Source organism: Salmonella sp. NW884 (assembly GCF_051700745.1).
Lineage (GTDB): Bacteria > Pseudomonadota > Gammaproteobacteria > Enterobacterales > Enterobacteriaceae > Salmonella > Salmonella enterica.
Map to the genome: position 1 here is coordinate 250649 of NZ_JAMMDE010000005.1, position 19565 is coordinate 270213.

Annotated in this window: 22 protein-coding genes and 1 riboswitch; of the genes, 10 read left to right on the forward strand and 12 right to left on the reverse strand. The window is 51.7% G+C overall.

Translation table 11 applies throughout. From position 1 onward, the window contains the following. Positions 1–35: 35 nt before the first annotated feature. Positions 36–1409, reverse strand: coding sequence for an MFS transporter (locus tag NA197_RS13755; RefSeq protein ID WP_000416139.1), 1374 nt, complete (start codon positions 1407–1409; stop codon positions 36–38). A gap of 175 nt (positions 1410–1584) precedes the next feature. Between NA197_RS13755 and kdgR the strand changes: the two genes are divergently transcribed. Beyond that, positions 1585–2376: a DNA-binding transcriptional regulator KdgR gene (gene kdgR / locus NA197_RS13760; protein WP_001262195.1), complete on the forward strand. Its 792-nt coding sequence runs from the start codon at positions 1585–1587 to the stop codon at positions 2374–2376. 211 nt (positions 2377–2587) lie between these two features. Here kdgR and yobH read toward each other — a convergent pair whose 3' ends face one another. Next, complete coding sequence (gene yobH, locus NA197_RS13765) at positions 2588–2827, reverse strand: invasion protein YobH (protein ID WP_001236777.1); 240 nt, start codon at positions 2825–2827, stop codon at positions 2588–2590. A 157-nt stretch (positions 2828–2984) separates the two neighbouring features. On the opposite strand from yobH, the gene mgrB reads away from it, so the two are divergent. The 6 genes from mgrB (at position 2985) to rlmA (ending at position 7340) form a co-directional block, all read left to right on the forward strand. Further along, positions 2985–3128 carry a PhoP/PhoQ regulator MgrB gene (gene mgrB / locus NA197_RS13770; protein ID WP_000714547.1) on the forward strand — a complete coding sequence of 48 codons (144 nt, stop codon included), beginning with the start codon at positions 2985–2987 and terminating at the stop codon, positions 3126–3128. A gap of 70 nt (positions 3129–3198) precedes the next feature. Beyond that, positions 3199–3486 (forward strand): YebO family protein, encoded by a 288-nt coding sequence (locus tag NA197_RS13775; protein WP_001000660.1) that lies wholly within the window; start codon positions 3199–3201, stop codon positions 3484–3486. A gap of 648 nt (positions 3487–4134) precedes the next feature. Continuing rightward, entirely contained in the window at positions 4135–4278 is a 144-nt protein-coding gene (locus NA197_RS13780) for a DUF2627 domain-containing protein (RefSeq protein ID WP_001537930.1), read from the forward strand. Positions 4279–4290: 12 nt separating this feature from the next. After that, complete coding sequence (gene cspE / locus NA197_RS13785; RefSeq protein ID WP_001062678.1) at positions 4291–4500, forward strand: transcription antiterminator/RNA stability regulator CspE; 210 nt, start codon at positions 4291–4293, stop codon at positions 4498–4500. A gap of 219 nt (positions 4501–4719) precedes the next feature. Further along, on the forward strand, positions 4720–6465 hold the full coding sequence (gene ftsI, locus NA197_RS13790) for a peptidoglycan glycosyltransferase FtsI (RefSeq protein ID WP_064043475.1): 1746 nt from the start codon (positions 4720–4722) through the stop codon (positions 6463–6465). 65 nt (positions 6466–6530) lie between these two features. Beyond that, entirely contained in the window at positions 6531–7340 is an 810-nt protein-coding gene (gene rlmA / locus NA197_RS13795) for a 23S rRNA (guanine(745)-N(1))-methyltransferase (protein WP_000010922.1), read from the forward strand. On the opposite strand, the gene mntP is transcribed toward rlmA, so the two are convergent. The 5 genes from mntP to manX all read right to left on the reverse strand — a co-directional run bounded on the left by mntP (position 7337) and on the right by manX (position 11515). Next, a complete protein-coding gene (gene mntP, locus NA197_RS13800; RefSeq protein ID WP_001518359.1) occupies positions 7337–7903 on the reverse strand; it encodes a manganese efflux pump MntP in 567 nt (188 codons plus the stop codon). The two genes, rlmA and mntP, sit on opposite strands and share 4 nt — an antisense overlap. A gap of 111 nt (positions 7904–8014) precedes the next feature. Further along, a riboswitch (yybP-ykoY riboswitch) is annotated at positions 8015–8116 on the reverse strand. 196 nt (positions 8117–8312) lie between these two features. Continuing rightward, a complete protein-coding gene (locus NA197_RS13805; protein WP_064043476.1) occupies positions 8313–8771 on the reverse strand; it encodes a DUF986 family protein in 459 nt (152 codons plus the stop codon). A 58-nt stretch (positions 8772–8829) separates the two neighbouring features. Beyond that, positions 8830–9681, reverse strand: a complete 852-nt coding sequence (locus NA197_RS13810) for a PTS mannose transporter subunit IID (protein ID WP_001518647.1) — start codon at positions 9679–9681, stop codon at positions 8830–8832. A 12-nt stretch (positions 9682–9693) separates the two neighbouring features. Next, the gene (gene manY / locus NA197_RS13815; protein WP_000406918.1) at positions 9694–10494 is read right to left on the reverse strand and encodes a PTS mannose transporter subunit IIC; all 801 of its coding nucleotides are present in this window, start codon (positions 10492–10494) and stop codon (positions 9694–9696) included. 52 nt (positions 10495–10546) lie between these two features. Continuing rightward, on the reverse strand, positions 10547–11515 hold the full coding sequence (gene manX, locus NA197_RS13820; protein ID WP_000150523.1) for a PTS mannose transporter subunit IIAB: 969 nt from the start codon (positions 11513–11515) through the stop codon (positions 10547–10549). A gap of 317 nt (positions 11516–11832) precedes the next feature. Here manX and NA197_RS13825 point away from each other — a divergent pair, with 317 nt between their 5' ends. After that, positions 11833–12000: a protein YoaL gene (locus NA197_RS13825; protein WP_370739650.1), complete on the forward strand. Its 168-nt coding sequence runs from the start codon at positions 11833–11835 to the stop codon at positions 11998–12000. Next, positions 11988–13547, forward strand: coding sequence for a CNNM family cation transport protein YoaE (yoaE, locus tag NA197_RS13830; protein ID WP_058115795.1), 1560 nt, complete (start codon positions 11988–11990; stop codon positions 13545–13547). The genes NA197_RS13825 and yoaE overlap by 13 nt, the downstream gene beginning before the upstream one ends. Before the next feature lie 21 nt (positions 13548–13568). Here yoaE and NA197_RS13835 read toward each other — a convergent pair whose 3' ends face one another. From NA197_RS13835 to pabB, 4 genes are all read right to left on the reverse strand, one after another. Next, positions 13569–15170 carry an EAL domain-containing protein gene (locus NA197_RS13835; protein ID WP_001192519.1) on the reverse strand — a complete coding sequence of 534 codons (1602 nt, stop codon included), beginning with the start codon at positions 15168–15170 and terminating at the stop codon, positions 13569–13571. Between the two features lie 137 nt (positions 15171–15307). Next, positions 15308–16672 carry an L-serine ammonia-lyase gene (sdaA, locus tag NA197_RS13840; RefSeq protein ID WP_000624277.1) on the reverse strand — a complete coding sequence of 455 codons (1365 nt, stop codon included), beginning with the start codon at positions 16670–16672 and terminating at the stop codon, positions 15308–15310. 263 nt (positions 16673–16935) lie between these two features. Further along, a complete protein-coding gene (locus NA197_RS13845) occupies positions 16936–17514 on the reverse strand; it encodes a CoA pyrophosphatase (protein WP_000381531.1) in 579 nt (192 codons plus the stop codon). A 3-nt stretch (positions 17515–17517) separates the two neighbouring features. Beyond that, positions 17518–18882 (reverse strand): aminodeoxychorismate synthase component 1, encoded by a 1365-nt coding sequence (gene pabB, locus NA197_RS13850; RefSeq protein ID WP_074181632.1) that lies wholly within the window; start codon positions 18880–18882, stop codon positions 17518–17520. An 80-nt stretch (positions 18883–18962) separates the two neighbouring features. Here pabB and NA197_RS13855 point away from each other — a divergent pair, with 80 nt between their 5' ends. Beyond that, the gene (locus NA197_RS13855) at positions 18963–19142 is read left to right on the forward strand and encodes a YoaH family protein (protein ID WP_000457328.1); all 180 of its coding nucleotides are present in this window, start codon (positions 18963–18965) and stop codon (positions 19140–19142) included. Positions 19143–19147: 5 nt separating this feature from the next. Here NA197_RS13855 and NA197_RS13860 read toward each other — a convergent pair whose 3' ends face one another. Continuing rightward, positions 19148–19492, reverse strand: a complete 345-nt coding sequence (locus NA197_RS13860; protein WP_000029550.1) for a RidA family protein — start codon at positions 19490–19492, stop codon at positions 19148–19150. Between the last annotated feature and the right edge of the window lie 73 nt (positions 19493–19565).

The following is a 19565-nucleotide window of genomic DNA, read 5'->3' on the forward strand; positions in this document are numbered from 1 at the left end:
CAAGTATGAAAAGCGCGTCGAATGACGCGCTTTTTTTACGCCTGAACGCGTGGTTGCGTAATACGTAAACCGCTCACCACCGCCGCGAGAGTCGCCAGGATCGCCGCTGCGAGCAGAGAAAGATGCGTACCGCTATCGCCAAACTGGTTCAACATCAGCGCTACCAGCGCGGCGCCAGTACTTTGGCCTAACAGTCGCGCCGTGCCCAGCATCCCGCTGGCGCCACCGCTGCGCTCACGCGGCGCGGAAGTGATAATGGTGTGATTATTCGGCGACTGGAACAGGCCAAACCCTGCGCCACAAAGGATCATCGGCCAGATAATATTCAGATCGGAGGGGGAGGCTGGCAACATGACCAGCGCAAACAACCCGGCTGCCATTATCACCATTCCCAGCGCCCCCAGCAAACCGGCATGAAGACGTTCTATCAGGTATCCCGCCAGCGGCGCCATTACCATCGTTGCCAGCGGCCAGGGCGTCAATAACAGGCCGGTTTCTACTTCGCTACGGCCCAGCACGGTTTGCAGATAAAAAGGTAGCGAGACCATGGCTAACATTTGTGCGCAGAACGAGCAAATTGACGTGCCGATCGAGAGTGAAAAAAGCGGAATTCGTAACAAGTCGATGGGTAACAAAGGGACGGGCAAAGAAAGCTGGCGGCGCACGAAGAAAAACCCGACCACGACCAGAACGAGCAGCTCTGCGCCAATCAACGTTAGCGACTGTCCCTGGGCAAATCCGCTCAATGCGGTAATCAGCAGGCCAAATGTGAGCGCATTCATTACCGCGCTCGGTAAGTCAAAGCGCGGCTTAGTGTCATGGGCGATGTTTGCTGGTAAAAAGCGTATGGCCAGAATTAACGCGATGATACCTAACGGGACATTAATCAGAAACAGCCATTTCCATGATGAGATGGACAAAATCGCTGCGGCGATCGTCGGACCCGCGGCGGAAGAGACTGCGACGATAAAAGAGTTAATTCCCATGCCTCGTCCCAGATGACGCTGGGGGTAGATAAGACGAATCAGCGCCGTGTTTACGCTCATTAGCGCCGCGCCGCCAAATCCCTGCGCGATGCGCGCCAGCGTCAGCATCTGCAGCGAGTCTGAAAGCGCGCAAAACAATGATGAAAGCAGAAATACCACTAAACCACATTTGTAGATCCGGCGATAACCAAACATGTCGCCTAAAAAAGACAGGGAAAGCAGTGAGACGACAATGGCGATTTGGTATGCATTGACAATCCAGATAGAGCTGGCAGGGGAGGCATGTAAATCAGTCGCAATGGTTGGCAGCGCGACATTAGCGATTGCGCCATCCAGAACCGCCATCGAAATACCGATAATAATCGTCAGGATAGCGCCGTATCTCTGCGGGAGGGGCAGGCCATCGGCCCGTGTTTTTTCCATAAGTATTTTGTAATAAGGGGAATTATGAGCTGAATAATAATGTTAGCATTAATACTGAGTTGTTATGTCGCAGATTTGTAACGAAGTAAGCAAAGATGGATTGCGGGCGACCTGGCGTGAAATTATAATAAAAACTCGTTCTGAATTTTATAAAACGCTCGTAATGAGGTGATAAATGGCAAACGCAGATCTGGATAAGCAGCCTGATTCTGTATCTTCTGTGCTGAAAGTTTTCGGCATTCTGCAGGCGCTGGGTGAAGAGCGTGAAATAGGGATTACCGAGCTATCGCAGCGCGTCATGATGTCGAAAAGCACCGTTTATCGCTTTTTGCAAACCATGAAAACGCTGGGCTACGTGGCTCAGGAGGGGGAGTCTGAAAAATACTCTCTGACGCTAAAGCTGTTTGAGCTGGGCGCGCGAGCTTTGCAAAATGTTGATCTCATCCGCAGTGCGGACATTCAGATGCGCGAACTGTCTCGTCTGACAAAAGAAACTATCCATCTTGGCGCGCTGGATGAAGACAGCATTGTCTATATCCATAAAATTGACTCTATGTACAATCTGCGGATGTACTCACGTATTGGGCGTCGTAATCCGCTGTACAGTACGGCCATCGGTAAAGTGCTTCTGGCCTGGCGTGACCGCGATGAGGTTAAGCAGATTCTCGACGGCGTAGAGTATAAGCAAAGCACGGGACGCACGATTACCAGCACTGAAGCGTTGCTGCCGCTGTTGGATGAAGTGCGTGCGCAAGGATACGGTGAAGATAACGAAGAACAGGAAGAAGGATTACGTTGTATCGGCGTACCGGTATTTGACCGTTTTGGCGTAGTCATCGCAGGGTTAAGCATTTCGTTCCCGACGCTGCGTTTTTCAGAAGAACGCCTACAGGAATATGTGGCTATGTTACACGCCGCCGCGCGTAAAATTTCTGAACAAATGGGTTACAACGATTATCCCTTCTAAGCAACGTTATTAGCATGACGTTAAAAAAAAGCAGCTACGAAAAATGTAGCTGCTTTTTTTATAACATCGGGTGGGATGAAATCGTAAAAGTAGATAATATCTGTCGGCTTATTTAACGGTTATTAAAATATTATTTAACAGTACTTATGAACAACAGCCAATATAGGGGAATTATTGGTGATAGTTTCACTGTGAAATTATTTATTGCCGCTTAGCCATTATCCACCACGGTGGCGATTTTTCTGAAAATGGGACAGTCGGAAAAGCCAATAATGCCGCTGTTGGTATGGAGATATTGCGCCGTGCTGGTGCCGCGTGCGGTCAGGTAATGGCACTGTAAACCCAGCCCCGCAGCGTTCACTTTACTTCCCACCAGGATGCCATAGCCGCTCATCAGCAGGCCTATCCACACCAGGGCAAACAATACAATTGCGCGAATGATCAAACGCATTACTACCTCTTTTCTTTTTTAGTTAGAATAAGAGTAGCGTGTACATTGATTGAAACAAGTGAATCATTCCTAAAAACATATAATGCCGCTACAGTTACTCCTGGTTTAAGTAACTCATGATAATTTAGCGACATAAGATGTAAGATCGGAGAGTGGAGTGAAAAAATTTCGATGGGTCGTTCTCGGCATCGTGGTGGTAGTATGCCTGTTGCTGTGGGCGCAGGTGTTTAATATCATGTGCGATCAGGATGTACAATTTTTCAGCGGTATTTGCGCCATCAATAAATTTATTCCCTGGTAAACGTTTTACACCAGAGATTTCCTTCCCGTGTAGCAGTGGTAGAATGACGTCTCTACATCGAGGTGGTGAAATGAACGACGTTTTAAACTCTGGTGCGTTTTCTCTTGCATCTTTAATAGTATCAATGGTGGTTCTGGTGGTGGGGCTGGCGCTCTGGTTCTTTGTCAACCGGGCAAGTTCCCGTGCCAACGAGCAGATAGAACTGCTCGAAGCGTTGTTGGATCAACAGAAGCGGCAAAACGCGTTGTTACGCCGCCTTTGCGAAGCAAACGAACCAGAAAAAGAAGCGGAACCCGCAACAGCGGCAAGCGAACCGAAAGAGGATGAGGACATCATTCGTCTGGTTGCTGAACGATAATGCTTACCGGGGCGCAAATGGCGCCAGTGCCATACGCCCCATTTCCCCGTCGGATCTCTCCGCGTTGCCGTTTGCAACTGATACTACAGCATCAACACCTTACATAATATATGGCTTTATATGCAACATAGTTTGATATGTATAACAAATGGACATATGTCAATTTTGTGATACCGCTCATTCTCTATTAAAAGCGAAACGTTTCTCTCTCTTTATGGATTGTCATTGTTTGTTCATTATTTTAAGGCATTCTGTAAAGACGCAGAACATCACAAAAAGCGGTGTCGAAAATCGCTTTTCTTTTCTATTATTTTGATTAAAAGGTGTTTTTTATCATTGTGACAATTTATGCATAACTCAGCATAAAAAGTGATATGAAAAATACAGCTTTTAAATGTGATTTGATGCACTGGAAGAAGCGAAGTTATTGAGCTATGGTAGAAAAATGGCTTTTCAGCAGTGACGTTGTCAGGAGTCCGTCAGCGCGTGAGGATATATCTTTCGCAATTTTGTTGCATAAACGTGCTGTCAATTTGTGAAGGTTCTCGTAATTTGTGCGACGGATCGAGACACGTTTAAAAATGGCTTGCCATAATTAACGTTGTATGTGATAACAGGCTTTGGGTTAAACGAGGTACAGTTCTGTTTATGTGTGGCATTTTCAGTAAAGAAGTCCTGAGTAAACACGTTGACGTTGAATACCGCTTCTCTGCCGAACCTTATATTAGTGCCTCAAGCAGTAATGTCTCAGTTTTATCTATGTTATGCCTACGGGCAAAGAAAACACTCTAAGGAATTTTGCAAATGGCAAAGATTAAAGGTCAAGTTAAGTGGTTCAACGAATCCAAAGGTTTTGGCTTCATTACTCCGGCTGACGGCAGCAAAGATGTGTTCGTACACTTCTCCGCTATCCAGGGCAATGGTTTCAAAACTCTGGCTGAAGGCCAGAACGTTGAGTTCGAAATTCAGGACGGCCAGAAAGGTCCGGCTGCTGTTAACGTAACAGCTATCTGATCGACACCACTGATTTGATGCGTTTGTCGCGTCAGCCTCAGATATAAAGCCTCGCTAAAAGCGGGGCTTTTTAATTCAATATCCTTCAAAATGTGTCTGGATGCGCTCTCGTTAGCGATTTGTTGCAAAGGCGCGATGTTATTAGCATTGTTTTTTCTGGTTTTTCCGGCCGTTTCCCGTTAAATCAATCACCTGAAAAATGATTCGGCTGGAGATCAGGTGAAAAAGAAAAGCGACGGCGATACCCGTAATTTTACGCCCATACGTTTTGCACTACTTTGCACTGCCATTCTGCTCAGTATGGCATTGTTGTTAGGGCGGGTGGCATGGCTGCAAATTGTTACGCCGTCGAAACTGGTGAAACAAGAAGATATGCGCTCGCTTCGTGAAGTGACCACGGCCTCTCCACGCGGCATGATCACCGACAGAGAAGGGCGGCCCTTAGCGGTGAGCGTTCCGGTTAATGCTGTCTGGGCCGATCCGAAAACTATCATAAGCAAAGGCGGCGTTGGCTACAATGAGCGCTGGCAGGCGCTGGCCAGTGCCCTGCATCTGTCGCTCAGTACGCTTGCGGAACGGGTAAACAGTAATCCGGCAGGCCGTTTTATCTACCTCGCGCGCCAGGTTTCACCCCAGCAAGCCGAATGGATAGATAAACTGAATCTACCGGGTATTAACCTGCGGGAAGAGTCGCGCCGTTTTTACCCTGCCGGACACGTAGCGGCCAATTTGATCGGCTTTACCAATATCGACGGGCAGGGAATAGAAGGTATTGAAAAGAGCTTTAACGCGCAACTGACGGGAAAACCGGGCTCCCGGCTGGTGCGTAAAGATAAATTTGGTCACGTTATTGAGAACATTACGGAAGTGAATCCGGTTCCTGCTCATGAACTTCAGCTTAGCATTGATGAACGTCTGCAAACGGTTACCGAAGATGCGCTGGATAACGCCGTCATCTGGAACAAAGCGGAATCCGGCGCTGCCGTATTGATTAACATCCCAACGGGTGAAATTCTCTCGATGGCGAGCTACCCGGATTTCAACCCGAACAACCGTGAAGGCGCGCAGTTGGACGATTTTCGTAACCGCGCGATTAGCGATACTTTCGAACCCGGTTCTACTGTGAAGCCATTGGTCATCATGACTGCGTTACAGCAGGGCATCGTGCAGCCGGACAGCGTTATCGATACCCATCCTTTTACTCTCGATGGACACCGTATCCGCGACGTCGGTTACTATCCGGAACTGACATTAACCGGCATTTTGCAAAAATCCAGCGATACCGGCGTTTCTCACCTTTCTCTGGCGATGCCGGTGCAGAAATTAATGGATACTTATAAAAGCTTTGGTTTCGGCGTGCCTACCGGACTGGGTCTCACCGGAGAGAGTAGCGGGTTATTACCGAAACGTCATTACTGGAGTGATTTAGATCGCGCTACCTTCGCTTTTGGCTATGGATTAATGGTGACGCCGCTGCAACTGGCGCATGTTTATGCCACGATTGGCAGCTTTGGTATCTACCGTCCGTTATCGATCACCAAAGTTGATCCGCCCGTGATCGGCACGCGGGTAATGCCGGAAGAACTGGTGCACGAGGTGGAACATATGATGGAGAGCGTCGCGTTGCCTGGCGGCGGCGGAACAAAAGCCGCAGTAAGAGACTACCGTATTGCGGTCAAAACCGGGACGGCGAAAAAAATTGGCGATGATGGTAAATACGTCGATAAGTATGTGGCATATACCGCAGGCGTCGCGCCGGCAAGTAACCCCAGATTTGCGCTGGTGGTGGTGATTAATAATCCGCAAAACGGGGCTTATTATGGCGGCGCGGTATCTGCGCCCGTATTCAGCCAGATCATGGGCGATGTGCTGCGGCTGGAAAATGTTGAGCCAGACGGTATGCCAGCCGATTCAGATCACCTTCTGGTGATGCATGGCAGCCACGTTGCGGTTCCGGGCTCGTAAAGGATTTTCCCGGGGCGCAATTCGCGTTACACTTGCGCCCTTTAGCGCCCCAGTCCGGAGTTGTCATGTCGTTTACCTGCCCGCTTTGCCATCAGCCGCTTACGCAGATTAATAACAGCGTTATATGTCCACAGCGCCATCAGTTTGATGTGGCGAAAGAGGGCTACATCAATCTGCTGCCGGTACAGCATAAACGTTCGCGCGATCCGGGCGACAGCGCCGAAATGATGCAGGCGAGGAGAGCGTTTCTTGATGCGGGCCATTATCAGCCGCTGCGCGATGCCGTGATTAACCTGTTGCGCGAGCGGCTGGATCAGTCGGCCACGGCGATTCTGGATATCGGCTGCGGCGAGGGGTATTACACTCATGCTTTTGCCGAGGCGTTGCCGGGAGTCACCACGTTTGGACTGGACGTTGCTAAAACGGCGATCAAAGCGGCAGCGAAGCGCTATTCGCAGGTGAAGTTTTGTGTGGCGTCAAGCCATCGACTGCCCTTTGCCGATGCGTCAATGGATGCGGTGATCAGAATCTACGCCCCGTGTAAGGCGCAGGAATTAGCGCGCGTGGTGAAACCTGGTGGTTGGGTCGTTACCGCCACGCCGGGGCCGCATCATCTGATGGAACTAAAAGGGCTTATTTATGATGAGGTGCGTTTACATGCGCCGTATACCGAGCAGCTCGACGGGTTCACATTGCAGCAGAGTACCCGCCTTGCTTATCATATGCAGCTCACCGCCGAAGCGGCTGTAGCACTGTTGCAAATGACGCCATTTGCCTGGCGCGCCAGGCCAGACGTGTGGGAACAACTGGCCGCCAGCGCCGGACTTAGCTGCCAGACGGATTTCAACCTTCATCTCTGGCAGCGTGACCGTTAACCGTGAAAATGCGTCCAGAGGATCTGGACGCCAATTCCTATCAGTACGACCCCGCCGAGAATTTCAGCACGCTTACCCAGCATTGGGCCGATAAAGCGACCGATCATCATTCCGAGGGTGGACATGATAAGCGTGGCACAACCGATAGCCAATGCGGTTGCGATGATGTTTACCTGCAAAAACGCTAGACCGACGCCAACCGCCATCGCATCGAGGCTGGTCGCGATAGCCGTCGTGACTAATAGCCAAAAGCTGTGACGACGTAACGGTGTTTCATCTTCATCACTACCGCCGCGGATACCTTCGATGATCATGCGTCCGCCCAGAAAAATCAGCAGAACAAAGGCTATCCAGTGGTTCCATTCCAGAACGAATTTACTCGCCAATATCCCCAGCCCCCAGCCGATCAACGGGGTCAGCGTTTCAACCGCGCCAAAGATAAGACCGGTACGCAACGCTTCTGAGAATTTGGGTTTATGTAGGGTGGCGCCTTTGCCAATTGATGCCGCGAAAGCATCCATCGACATACCGAAAGCGAGAAGAACAGTAGCAGTAAAGTGCATGACAACGTCCTGACCGGGGTATCCATTAAACACATCACTGCCCCCAGCAAACATGCATGTCGCCATTCTGTGACGAAATACACAGCAGTTGATGCGCCTATGGTCTCGCCTGACCAGCGGCGGCTGGTCCGTACGCGCCACGTTTTGCAACGAGTATGTTGACGCGTACATTTCCGGAGTCTGGAAATCGGCTACTCCCCAATTGACGGCGCAACATTAACATATTTTTAGAATATAAAACAACAGCGATAAAATATTATTTGCCTTCTAACTGAAAACGATTTTCATTTAGATTTATTCATCAATAAAACGTTAAATTAAATAACAATTGGTCAATAGAAAATATAGCCTTAGCTATATTATGATTCGAAATAAAATTCGAAAAACATAGTTGAGGCTATATCTTAAGCTATTGATTTTCAATAAGAAGTTTATATATTTTTTCCAGATCGTCGATATTGCGTACACGGATAAGCAAGCGTCGTTGTTCTAATTGCATCACCAGTACGCCGTCTTCCGATAAATTCATCTCTTTAATACGGTTATATTCTATCCAGATATTGGCGAAGAAAAAGCCACGTTGTTTAAAGATGATCCGTGGCGTGCGGATCCAGAATATATAAAACCCCATTAACGCCAGCGCGCTTAATAACCATGTGGTCATCTGCGCTCCGTGGCTGGTTACGTTGTTATAAATAAGGATGGCGACCAGCCCAACGAAGATAACGCTGTCTACGCGACCACGGCGGAGCAGGGCTATAGAAAGCAGAGTGGGGCCATTGCGACGGGGCATGATGAACTGATCGTAGAGAGCGTAAGCCAATAATGCGGCAATAAAGAGAATCAGCACCAGGTCCGTGATAGTCATTTATCCTCCAGAGAAATAAAAAAACGGGGCCGTTTGGCCCCGGTAGTGTACAACAGCCTTACTGGCCCAGCAGTCCTACGGAGTAGCCGGCGATACCAATGACGAAGAAGCCCACGATAATCCACAGCGGGTTAACTTTCTTACGCAGCAACCACATACAGGCAAAGGTCAACAGTAGCGGAACCAGACCCGGCATCAGTTGGTCGAGAATGGTTTGCACGGTGGTAACGCGTGTCTGACCATCCTGACCGGTGATGGTGGAGACCACCAGCGGGATATTCACATGCGTCCACTTGTTAACCAATGCCCCCATGACAAACAGGCCGAGGATTGACGCCCCCTCAGTCAGTTTTTGCAGGAAGCCGCCGCCCATATCTTTAACGATATCGACGCCTTTGCGGTAGCCATAAGCTACGCCATAATAACGGGTCGCCAGACGCACCAGGTTAAACAGGATGAAAAACAGCAGCGGACCAAGCAGGCTGCCGCTCATTGCAATACCTGCGCCCAGCGCCGCGAATACCGGACGGACGGTACCCCAGAAGATAGGGTCGCCGACGCCTGCCAGCGGTCCCATCAGACCGACTTTGATACCGTTGATAGCACCATCGTCAATCTCTGCGCCGTTCGCACGCTTTTCTTCCATTGCCAGGGTCACGCCCAGTACCGGCGCCGCAACGTAAGGATGGGTGTTAAAGAACTCCAGATGACGTTTAATCGCCTGTTTACGCGCGTCATTATTCTCCGGATACAGGCGACGAATCGCCGGCACCATAGAGAAGCAGAAGCCCAGCGCTTGCATACGTTCGAAGTTCCATGATCCCTGGAACAGGTTAGAACGAAGAAATACGCCGCGAATATCGCTCGGAGTGAGTTTTTTCTCGGTGGTAGTTTTAGTCATATCAACCATTTCGCTCACCTGTTAGTCCAGTTCGTTGTCGAGATCGTTATTGCCAGCAGCCGCTGCAGGCGCGCCCGCTACACGGTTGTATTTCGGGCTCAGCTGGATGTAAAGAATAGCCATCACTGCGCCGATGACACCCAGTGCGACCAGGTTGAAGTTTGTGAAAGCCGCGGTGACGAAACCGAGGTAGAAGAACGGCATCAGGTAGCCTGCGCGCATCATGTTGATAACCATCGCATAACCAACCACGACGATCATGCCGCCGGCGATGTTCAGACCGCCTGTGACGACTTCAGGAATCGCATTCAGCATTCCCTGTACTTCGCTGGTGCCTACGGAGATGGCAACGATAACCGCCGGGATAGCGATACGCATTGCCTGCAGGAACAGAGAAGAAACGTGCAGCCAGGAGAGCGCCGTCAGGTTGCCGTTTTCAGCCGCCTTGTCCGCCGCGTGCTGGAATGCCACGGTGATGGTACGAACGATAATGGTCAGTACCTGGCCTGCTGCCGCCAGCGGAATCGCCAGCGCGATACCGGCGCCAATGCTTTGATGCCCGGCGATGACCAGAACGGTAGAGATGATGGACGCCAGTGCGGCATCAGGCGCAACGGCAGCACCGATGTTCATCCAGCCCAGAGCGATCATTTCCAGAGTACCGCCGATGATAATACCGGTTTTCATGTCCCCCAGAACGGCGCCGATTAAGGTACAGGCGATCAGCGGACGGTGGAACTGAAATTCATCAAGTACCGACTCCATACCCGCGATACATGCGACGATGAACACCAGCACAATCTGAAGAGTGGTAATCTCCATTGTACTTCTCCTATTGCTATCTTAAGTGTGAAAGCTAATTAAATGCCGGCGGTTATTTCGCCACTTTGGCAATTAAATCCATCATTTTCAGTTTCGGATCGGTGGAAACTTTACGCACCTCAAGCTCGATGCCGCGCTCGTTGAGCTTTTTAAAGGCTTCGATATCCTTTTCATCGACGGAAACGGCGTTGTTCACCTGCGTTTTACCTTGACGATAGGCCATACCGCCAATGTTCACGGAGGTGACTTTCACGCCGCCCTCAACGATGCGCTCGACGTCGGTAGGATTGGTAAACAGAAGCATCACGCGTTCGCCAGCGTATTTCGGGTTATTGTAGACGCGAATCATCTTCGCGACGTCAACCACATGCGCCGTAACGCCCGGCGGCGCAACTTGCGTCAGCAGCGTTTTACGTACGGTATCAGCCGCCACTTCATCGCTCACAACAATAATACGGCTGACATTGGTCTCTTTGGTCCAGCGGGTAGCGACCTGACCGTGAATGAGACGGTCATCAATACGGGCAAGCCCGATAACCATATAATCATTCGGGCCCATCGGTTTTGCCGGCGTGGCCGCTTTTGGCGCGGCGGCGACTGGCGCTGGCGCGGCTTTTTCTACCGGTTTCGCTTTCAGCGCTTTTACGCCTTCACGACCGGTTTCTACCGCCAGTGCGACCAGCTCGTCAAAGCTCGGATCGTCGTCACGAGCCATAAACGTTTCGACCAGCATCGGGATGTTGACGCCGGCAATAACTTCATAGCGCTCTTTATCGACGACAATGCGGCTGGCAGCATTAAACGGACTGCCTCCCCATGTATCAACGAGAAATAGCACGCCTTTACTGGTATCGAGTTTAGCCAACTGAGCGTTGTACTTTTCGATCAGCGTTTCGGCATTTTCGCCTGGAACGAAATCGATCCAGCCGACGTTTTCCTGCTCGCCTAACAGCATTTCGGCTGTTTTAAGTAACTGCTCTGCAGCCCAACCATGTGTGCCTATAACAATAGCAATGGTCACTTGCTACCTCCTTTATTATTGTCAACACATCAACTTGACAGATGTATTTTTTGAATCGCCGTCCGCAAGCGAATCGATTCAGATGAGGGTTACAACGAAAAACGCATGATTTTCGTGAATTATTTTAGATATCGAAAAAAATATTTTGTGTGATGGAGATCCGTAATTTTGTTTTCGATAATGAGAAATTTCGAAGTGTAAAATATCCTGGTTACATCTCTTTGCAAAGGAAGGTAAATCTTTGCCAAAAACCAGTTGTCTCTGTTATGTTTAGCTTCCGTTTAATTAGAATGGGGTATAGGGCAGCAGCCCGTTGTATGGATCGTCACCGACGTCATTTCACTCTTTGGCCGTTTTGCGCCTGTCAATCTGGCATATCTTGCCATAGCCTTACTTTGTTTATTGCGTTACCGCCTGCATCCTTTGAGATGTTGTGGGCGCCGTTTAGTCATTCCTTAAGCAGGAGCTTGTCATGGAATTATTAATGGATCCCTCAATTTGGGTGGGTTTACTCACGCTCGTCGTCCTGGAAATTGTCCTGGGTATCGATAACCTGGTCTTTATCGCGATCCTCGCCGATAAATTGCCGCCAAAGCAGCGTGACAAAGCGCGTCTTATCGGGCTCTCGCTGGCGCTGATTATGCGTCTGGCGCTGCTGTCCATTATTTCGTGGCTGGTGACCTTAACAAAGCCGCTCTTTACTGTCTGGGATTTTACCTTCTCCGGCCGCGATTTAATTATGCTGCTGGGCGGTATATTCCTGCTGTTTAAAGCGACCACCGAGCTGCATGAACGTCTGGAAAACCGCGAGCATGACACCGGACACGGTAAAGGCTATGCGAGCTTCTGGGTGGTAGTCACGCAGATTGTCATCCTGGATGCGGTCTTCTCGCTGGACGCCGTGATTACGGCGGTAGGTATGGTAAACCATCTGCCGGTTATGATGGCGGCGGTGGTGATTGCGATGGCGGTGATGCTACTGGCGTCAAAACCGCTGACCCGTTTTGTCAACCAGCATCCGACGGTGGTGGTGCTCTGTCTGAGTTTCCTGCTGATGATCGGCTTGAGCCTGGTGGCGGAAGGGTTTGGTTTCCATATTCCGAAAGGCTACCTGTACGCGGCAATTGGTTTCTCGATCGTTATCGAGGTGTTTAACCAGATTGCGCGCCGCAACTTTATTCGTCATCAGTCCACGTTGCCGCTGCGCGCGCGTACTGCGGACGCTATCCTGCGTCTGATGGGCGGTAAACGTCAGGCGAGTATGCAACATGAGACGGATAGCCCGGCCGCGATATCGGTGTCGGAAGGCGCCTTCGCCGAAGAAGAACGCTACATGATTAACGGCGTACTGACTCTGGCGTCGCGCTCCCTGCGCGGCATTATGACGCCGCGAGGCGAAATTAGTTGGGTGGATGCGAATCTCAGCGTAGCTGAAATCCGTCAGCAGTTACTCTCTTCTCCGCATAGCCTGTTCCCGGTATGTCGGGGCGAGCTGGATGAAATTATCGGTATCGTTCGGGCGAAAGAGTTGCTGGTGGCGCTGGAAGAGGGCGCGGACGTTGCGGCTATCGCCGCGTCTTCCCCGGCGATAGTGGTGCCGGAAACGCTTGATCCTATCAATCTGTTAGGCGTTTTGCGCCGCGCGCGCGGCAGTTTCGTTATCGTCACTAACGAGTTCGGCGTGGTGCAGGGGCTGGTTACGCCGCTGGATGTGCTGGAAGCGATTGCCGGTGAGTTCCCGGATGCCGATGAAACGCCGGAAATCGTTGCCGATGCCGAGGGCTGGATAGTGAAGGGTGGCACCGATCTCCATGCGCTACAGCAGGCGCTGGAAGTTGACCATCTGGTGAACGAAGAGGGCGATATTGCGACGGTCGCGGGGTTAGTGATCGCCGCTAATGGCCATATTCCTCGTGTAGGCGATGTCATTGATGTTCCGCCCCTGCGGATCACCATTGTCGAGGCCAACGACTATCGTGTCGATCTGGTTCGGATTGTTAAAGAACAGCCTGCCCACGACGAAGAGGAATAACGTCACACGCAGGAATCAAGTCTATAGATGCGGCATCGCGGACATAATCTGTCCGTTATGCCGGGCGGGCGGCGGCGCGCTGCCCGCCAGCCACTGTGGAAATTCGCTAATGGGCATCGGCTTCGCATAGAGATAGCCCTGTAACATTTGCACGCCATGCTGGCGCAAATGCTGTGCCTGCGTCTGGTTTTCGACCCCTTCCGCCACCAGTTCAATATTCAGTCTTTGCCCCAGCGCGATAATAATATCGGTCACCGTTGAATTGACCGCATCGGTACCGATGGCGGCGGTGAAGGATTTATCGATTTTCAAAATATCCGGCCGCAGTTTTTCCAGCCAGGAGAGCGAGCTGTTTCCTGTGCCAAAATCATCGATGGCTAACTTCACGCCTTTACGATGCAGCTCGCGCATCAGGCGGTAATCAACGTCAAGCAACGCGTCGCGTTCCGTGAGCTCCAGCACCAGTTGCTGAACAGGTTCCGCACTAAACCAGTACTGATTAAGATCCTTGAGAAGCACGCCGTGTCGGAAATGGCTTGCCGCCACATTGATGCCGATATGAAACTGATGGTTGATGGGGAAGTAGTGCCGCTGCCGAATGGTTTCCGCAATCACATAGCGGGTCAGCGGCGCTATCAGGTTATGCTCCTCGGCGATAGGAATAAAAACATCCGGTGAGATCCAGCCCTGGCGCGGGTTATTCCAGCGTAACAGGATCTCAACGCCGGTACACTGCTGCGTGCGGGCATTAAGCAACGGCTGACAAAATAGCTCAAACTCCCGTTCGGCAAGGGCCAGATTAATTTCCCAGGAAAAGCTCATTCTGCTGGCGGTTGCCAGCCAGGCGATATAACCGATCAACAGGCTAAGCAATACGGCCAGCGGTAACTGCGTCGGGAGATGTTTGAACGCCAGTACGCCTGCCGACGGCCCGCTGACGCTGATAGTAAAAGGGAAATGCCGCGATGAAAGCTGGTAACGCTCTTCATCTTTTTTTAATTCCGGAAGAGTATCGACCACGCCCCGACCATATAACAGGTGCCGTTTGCCGACCGTCAGGCTGGCGCTGGTAATTTGCGGCTGCTGCGGCTCAAGTAGCATAGTCGCCAGCAAGTCAATATTCACAATTTCCATCACGCCATCCTGTCCATCGGCAGAGGCGGGATACCACTGAATGAGGATCGGGCTTCCCTTGAGTAACGATTGGTCCGTGGAAAGTAGCAGCAGATCGCCAGCTGCGGGAAGATCGGGCTGAAGCTGGCGTATGGGAGTATTACGGGCGCCAAAAATGCTTGAGCAGTAGAGAATTCCCTCTTTTACCAGCCCGATAGAACGAATGGTTTGCAGGCGGGCGGCTTGCTTACGCAACGGCAAATGCGCGGTCGCGCACGGAAGCTCAAGTAAGGGTAGCAGTATGTTTCGTCCGACCAGGAGAGGATGCAGCACATTATCCAGCGCATCAACGGCATGATTCGCGAATGCAACCGTGCGATGGTGATTTAAGTTCCGCTCCGAAATAAATCGGATGCTCAGCGTAAGAATGAGCGTGACCAGTGCACAAATCGTGCAAACAATGAAACGATTACGGCGATAATGATTGATGATCCGTTGTGCTGTTTGCATGCGGGCCGCCCAATAAGCGTTGGCGACAAAAGCCAACCGCGACACAGCAAGTGTAGTGGGGAAACGTGGAGTCGACGAGGAAGAGATAAAAATTTCGCCCATCCGTAGCAGATGGGCGAAGGGAGGGGAAATGGCGTTTAATCACACTGGACTTTAATAGCCAACCCGCCGCGCGACGTTTCGCGGTATTTGGCGTTCATGTCTTTTCCGGTCTCGTACATCGTTTCGATGACTTTATCCAACGAGACGCGCGGCGCGCTGGTTCGACGCATGGCCATACGCGCAGCGTTGATCGCTTTAACCGAAGCAATGGCGTTACGCTCGATACACGGCACCTGCACCTGACCGGCAACCGGGTCGCAGGTCAGCCCCAGGTTATGCTCCATGCCGATTTCAGCGGCAACGCAAACCTGTTCCGGGCTGGCGCCCAACAGTTCAGCAAGGCCTGCCGCCGCCATCGAACAGGCGACCCCGACTTCTCCCTGACAGCCGACTTCCGCGCCGGAAATAGACGCGTTCATCTTATACAGCGCGCCAATAGCGCCTGCCGCCAGGAAGTAGCGGGTGTAAATATCCGGGCTGACTGATTCAATAAAATGGTCGTAGTAAGCCAGTACCGCAGGAACGATGCCGCACGCGCCGTTGGTTGGCGCCGTCACGACGCGGCCGCCTGCGGCGTTCTCTTCGTTCACCGCCAGAGCAAACATGTTCACCCAGTCAATGACGTTCATCGGATCGCTGGAAAGCTTATCGCTGGAAACCAGCATACGACGCAGCGCGGAGGCGCGACGCGGTACGCGCAGCGGCCCCGGCAGCACGCCTTCGGTATTCATACCACGATCAATACAGGCCTGCATGGTCTGCCAGACGTGACCGAAATACTCTTCAATCTCTTTCTTGCTATGCAGCGCCAGTTCGTTTTGCATCACCATGCCGGAGAGTGAAAGGCCGGTACTGTTGCAATACTCCAGCATTTCTTTCGCCGATTTAAACGGATAAGGTACAGTAACCTCATTCGTCGCTTCCTGGCCGAAATGCTCTTCATCAACGATAAAGCCGCCGCCGATGGAATAGTACGTCTTGCTATAAATGACCGTGTCGTCATGCCAGGCGTGGATCTGCATCCCGTTTTCATGCAGCGGCAAATTGCCGTTGTGAAAACGCATTCCGTCATCTTTCGGGAAGTCGACTTCGTGACGTCCCTGGGCCAGTAACAGACGCTCGCGCGTTTCGACGTCGCGAATAAAACCGGGGATACTATCAATATCCACGGTAGCGGGTTCATTACCCGCCAGACCCATAATAATGGCGATATCGGTATGGTGACCTTTCCCCGTCAGCGACAGCGAGCCGTAGACATCGACAGCGACGCGGGTAACGTTATCCAGTAATCCTTTTTCGACCAGGTCATCGACGAACTGTTTACCGGCCTTCATCGGGCCAACAGTGTGGGAAGAGGAGGGACCAATCCCTACCTTAAACATGTCGAATAGGCTAATCACGATAATACTCCTGACAGGGCAACCGGGGCTTCCGGTTACGATGTTATAACTGCGCATAGTGTAAGAGGGAACGCTGGCATCAGCTTAACTATTCACATGAATTAAACTAATGAATAACCGCGTTTTTACTAATATTGCGACAGTAATCTCAAGTCGTGTCTTGCGCGCGTAAAGTTAAGTATATACACGTTGCCCTTCAGGCTGCCTCTTTGGGGGAGGCGATTGTTACCGCCTTGAGGCAACGTGAATGGCGTTGTGTACAGTCAGGGCTTTACGCCGATTTGCAGCGCCAGCTCACGAAGAATGTTTGCGGTCATGCCCCAGACGAAATAATGCTCATACCAGGAGAGCCATACGCGGTGCGAATTGCCGCGACGGTAAACATCAAGCGGATGATATCGACCCAGTTGCAACGCTTGCGCCAGCGGCATTTCAAACACCGCAGACACTTCGTCTTCACTGGCGCGCCAGGGGAGATTTGGCGGAATAATGCCGACCACCGGGGTGACCTGAAAACCGGTCACGCTGTCTACCGGCGGTAAAACGCCAATCACTTCCACGGCTTGCGGCGGGATGGCGACTTCCTCCTGCGCTTCGCGAAGCGCTGCGGCGATAAGCGAAGCATCGGTACTGTCCACGGCCCCGCCGGGAAAGGCGACCTGTCCGGCGTGTTTGCGCAAATGAATAGCCCGCTGGGTCAACAGCAGCCCCGGCTGGGGGCGGCGAACCACAGGGATCAGTACGGCGGCCTGACGTTGATTTAACGTTTCATGAGTTATCTGCGGGCGCAAAAGCTGAAAGCGCGATAAGAAATGATCGAGCGTCAGACGGCTGGTATCCACGTATTAGTTCTCCAGTGGGTGCAGGATACGATTAACTTTATCAAAAGTTTCCTGATATTCCGCTTCTTCCTTGCTATCGGCCACGATACCGCCGCCGGCTGAGCAATAGAGTTGGCCCTGCGTTGCCGTGACGGTGCGGATAGTAATACTGGTATCCATCTTGCCGCAGAAACTCAGATAACCGATGCTACCGCACCAGGCGTTGCGTCGCTGCGGCTCCAGTTCGTCGATAATTTCCATCGCCCGCACTTTAGGCGCGCCGGTAATGGAGCCGCCGGGGAAAGCCGCGCGCAGCAGGTCGGTAGCATGAAGCGAGTCCGGTAAACGGGCGGTAATGGTGCTAACCAGATGGTGAACGGCAGGAAATGGTTCGACGACGAACAGTTCCGGCACTTTCACTGAACCCGGCACGGCGACCCGGCCAATGTCGTTACGCATCAAATCGACGATCATCAAATTTTCAGCGCGATCTTTCATTGAGTTGGCCAGTTTCTGCGCCTGCTGACGATCCGCCTGCGGATCGTTAAGCCGTGGAAGCGTACCTTTGATCGGGCGCGTCTGAATATGACCATTCTCCAGTTGGATAAAACGCTCGGGAGAAAGGCTCAATATGGCGCCGTCATGTAAACGAAGAAAGGCGCTGAACGGGGCGCGATTTGCGCGGTTAAGGCGTTCGAAAGCCTGCCATTCATCACCCTCGTAGCTCGCCTGAAAACGCTGGGAAAGATTGACCTGATAGCAGTCCCCGCTGTGCAGCCAGGCCTGCACCTGACGAAACTTCTCGCCATACTCGCAACGCGTCATATTGGATTGCCAGGCTGAGGTAAGCCTGAAGGGCGTGCGGGTTGGCGCGCGCTGGCTGGTGAGCCAGCGATATCGGGCGTCTGCATCATGATAGCTTATCAGCGACACCACCTGTTTTTGGTGATCGACAATCAGCGCCCAGTCGTAAAGGCCAATCGCCATATCGGGTAAAACGATATCGCGCGCGGCAGTATCGGGCAGAATTTCGAAACGCCGCCCTAAATCGTAACCAAACAGACCCAGCGCGCCGCCCTGAAAGGGTAAGTCAGGGTCAGGCTGAGGATGGAAAGGCAGCGCCTCCAGTTGAGTCTGCAAAACGTGTAACGGATCGTCGAGAGTGACGGTAGTCGTGCGCGCAGTACATACCGTGGTTTCCTGCGCGCGCGTGGTCAGTGTGGTGACAGGATCGGCGACCAGAATATCAAAACGGTTATAGGGATGAATAGCATCACCTGAATGCAGCAGCATCGCCCAGGGTAAATGGTTTACGGGCGCAAAATAGTGTTCAGCGGCGTCCGGACGCCAGGGTAAGGTGATAACAGTGGGAGATAACGTCTTCATCATTCCTGACTCGTTACAACACTACTGGCTTACCGCCGGGTAGCGTGAAATAATTAGCGCTAACAATTTAGCAGGAGTTAATCATGTTTGCAGGTTTACCTTCACTCAGTCATGAACAACAGCAAAAAGCCGTAGAACGTATCCAGGAATTGATGTCGCAAGGTATGAGCAGCGGAGAAGCGATTGCCCAGGTGGCGGGCGAGCTTCGCGCCAACCATACCGGCGAACGCATAGTGGCGCGTTTTGAGGATGAAGACGAATAACCGGCTTATACCGCCGCGACAATCTTAATCTCAACTTTATATTTCGGGTTCATCAACCCGGCCTGTACGGTACAGCGTACCGGCGCATGACCTGCGACGACCCACGCATCCCACGCCTTATTCATGGCGGCAAAATCCGCTTTATCGCTCAGGAAAATAGTGGCATCCAGAATACGTGACTTACTGGAGCCCTGTTTTTCCAGCACCGCATCAATTTGCGCCAGAGTATTCGCCGTTTGCTCAAAAGCATCGGCGTCCAGGTTTTCCGGCACGCCGGTATACCACAGCGTATTATTGTAGATCACCACGTCTGACCAACGATCTTCGGCATCAATACGCACGATAGACATTACTAATTCCTCATTTGCTTTCCATTTGAATGGCTCAAGACTGCCACAATGTGGCGCCGCCGTCACCTCTGTA

What these genes read in the sequence shown, in the direction of transcription:
- manY (WP_000406918.1), bottom strand. Translation starts at nt 10,494, where the DNA reads ATGGAGATTACCACTCTTCAGATTGTGCTGGTGTTCATCGTCGCATGT.
- cspE (WP_001062678.1), top strand. Translation starts at nt 4,291, where the DNA reads ATGGCAAAGATTAAAGGTCAAGTTAAGTGGTTCAACGAATCCAAAGGT.
- NA197_RS13860 (WP_000029550.1), bottom strand. Translation starts at nt 19,492, where the DNA reads ATGTCTATCGTGCGTATTGATGCCGAAGATCGTTGGTCAGACGTGGTG.
- rlmA (WP_000010922.1), top strand. Translation starts at nt 6,531, where the DNA reads ATGTCGTTTACCTGCCCGCTTTGCCATCAGCCGCTTACGCAGATTAAT.
- yoaE (WP_058115795.1), top strand. Translation starts at nt 11,988, where the DNA reads ATGGAATTATTAATGGATCCCTCAATTTGGGTGGGTTTACTCACGCTC.
- NA197_RS13835 (WP_001192519.1), bottom strand. Translation starts at nt 15,170, where the DNA reads ATGCAAACAGCACAACGGATCATCAATCATTATCGCCGTAATCGTTTC.
- yobH (WP_001236777.1), bottom strand. Translation starts at nt 2,827, where the DNA reads ATGCGTTTGATCATTCGCGCAATTGTATTGTTTGCCCTGGTGTGGATA.
- NA197_RS13755 (WP_000416139.1), bottom strand. Translation starts at nt 1,409, where the DNA reads ATGGAAAAAACACGGGCCGATGGCCTGCCCCTCCCGCAGAGATACGGC.
- NA197_RS13825 (WP_370739650.1), top strand. Translation starts at nt 11,833, where the DNA reads ATGGATCGTCACCGACGTCATTTCACTCTTTGGCCGTTTTGCGCCTGT.
- pabB (WP_074181632.1), bottom strand. Translation starts at nt 18,882, where the DNA reads ATGATGAAGACGTTATCTCCCACTGTTATCACCTTACCCTGGCGTCCG.
- NA197_RS13805 (WP_064043476.1), bottom strand. Translation starts at nt 8,771, where the DNA reads ATGACTATCACGGACCTGGTGCTGATTCTCTTTATTGCCGCATTATTG.
- NA197_RS13810 (WP_001518647.1), bottom strand. Translation starts at nt 9,681, where the DNA reads ATGGTTGATATGACTAAAACTACCACCGAGAAAAAACTCACTCCGAGC.
- NA197_RS13775 (WP_001000660.1), top strand. Translation starts at nt 3,199, where the DNA reads ATGAACGACGTTTTAAACTCTGGTGCGTTTTCTCTTGCATCTTTAATA.
- NA197_RS13780 (WP_001537930.1), top strand. Translation starts at nt 4,135, where the DNA reads ATGTGTGGCATTTTCAGTAAAGAAGTCCTGAGTAAACACGTTGACGTT.
- kdgR (WP_001262195.1), top strand. Translation starts at nt 1,585, where the DNA reads ATGGCAAACGCAGATCTGGATAAGCAGCCTGATTCTGTATCTTCTGTG.
- NA197_RS13855 (WP_000457328.1), top strand. Translation starts at nt 18,963, where the DNA reads ATGTTTGCAGGTTTACCTTCACTCAGTCATGAACAACAGCAAAAAGCC.
- mntP (WP_001518359.1), bottom strand. Translation starts at nt 7,903, where the DNA reads ATGCACTTTACTGCTACTGTTCTTCTCGCTTTCGGTATGTCGATGGAT.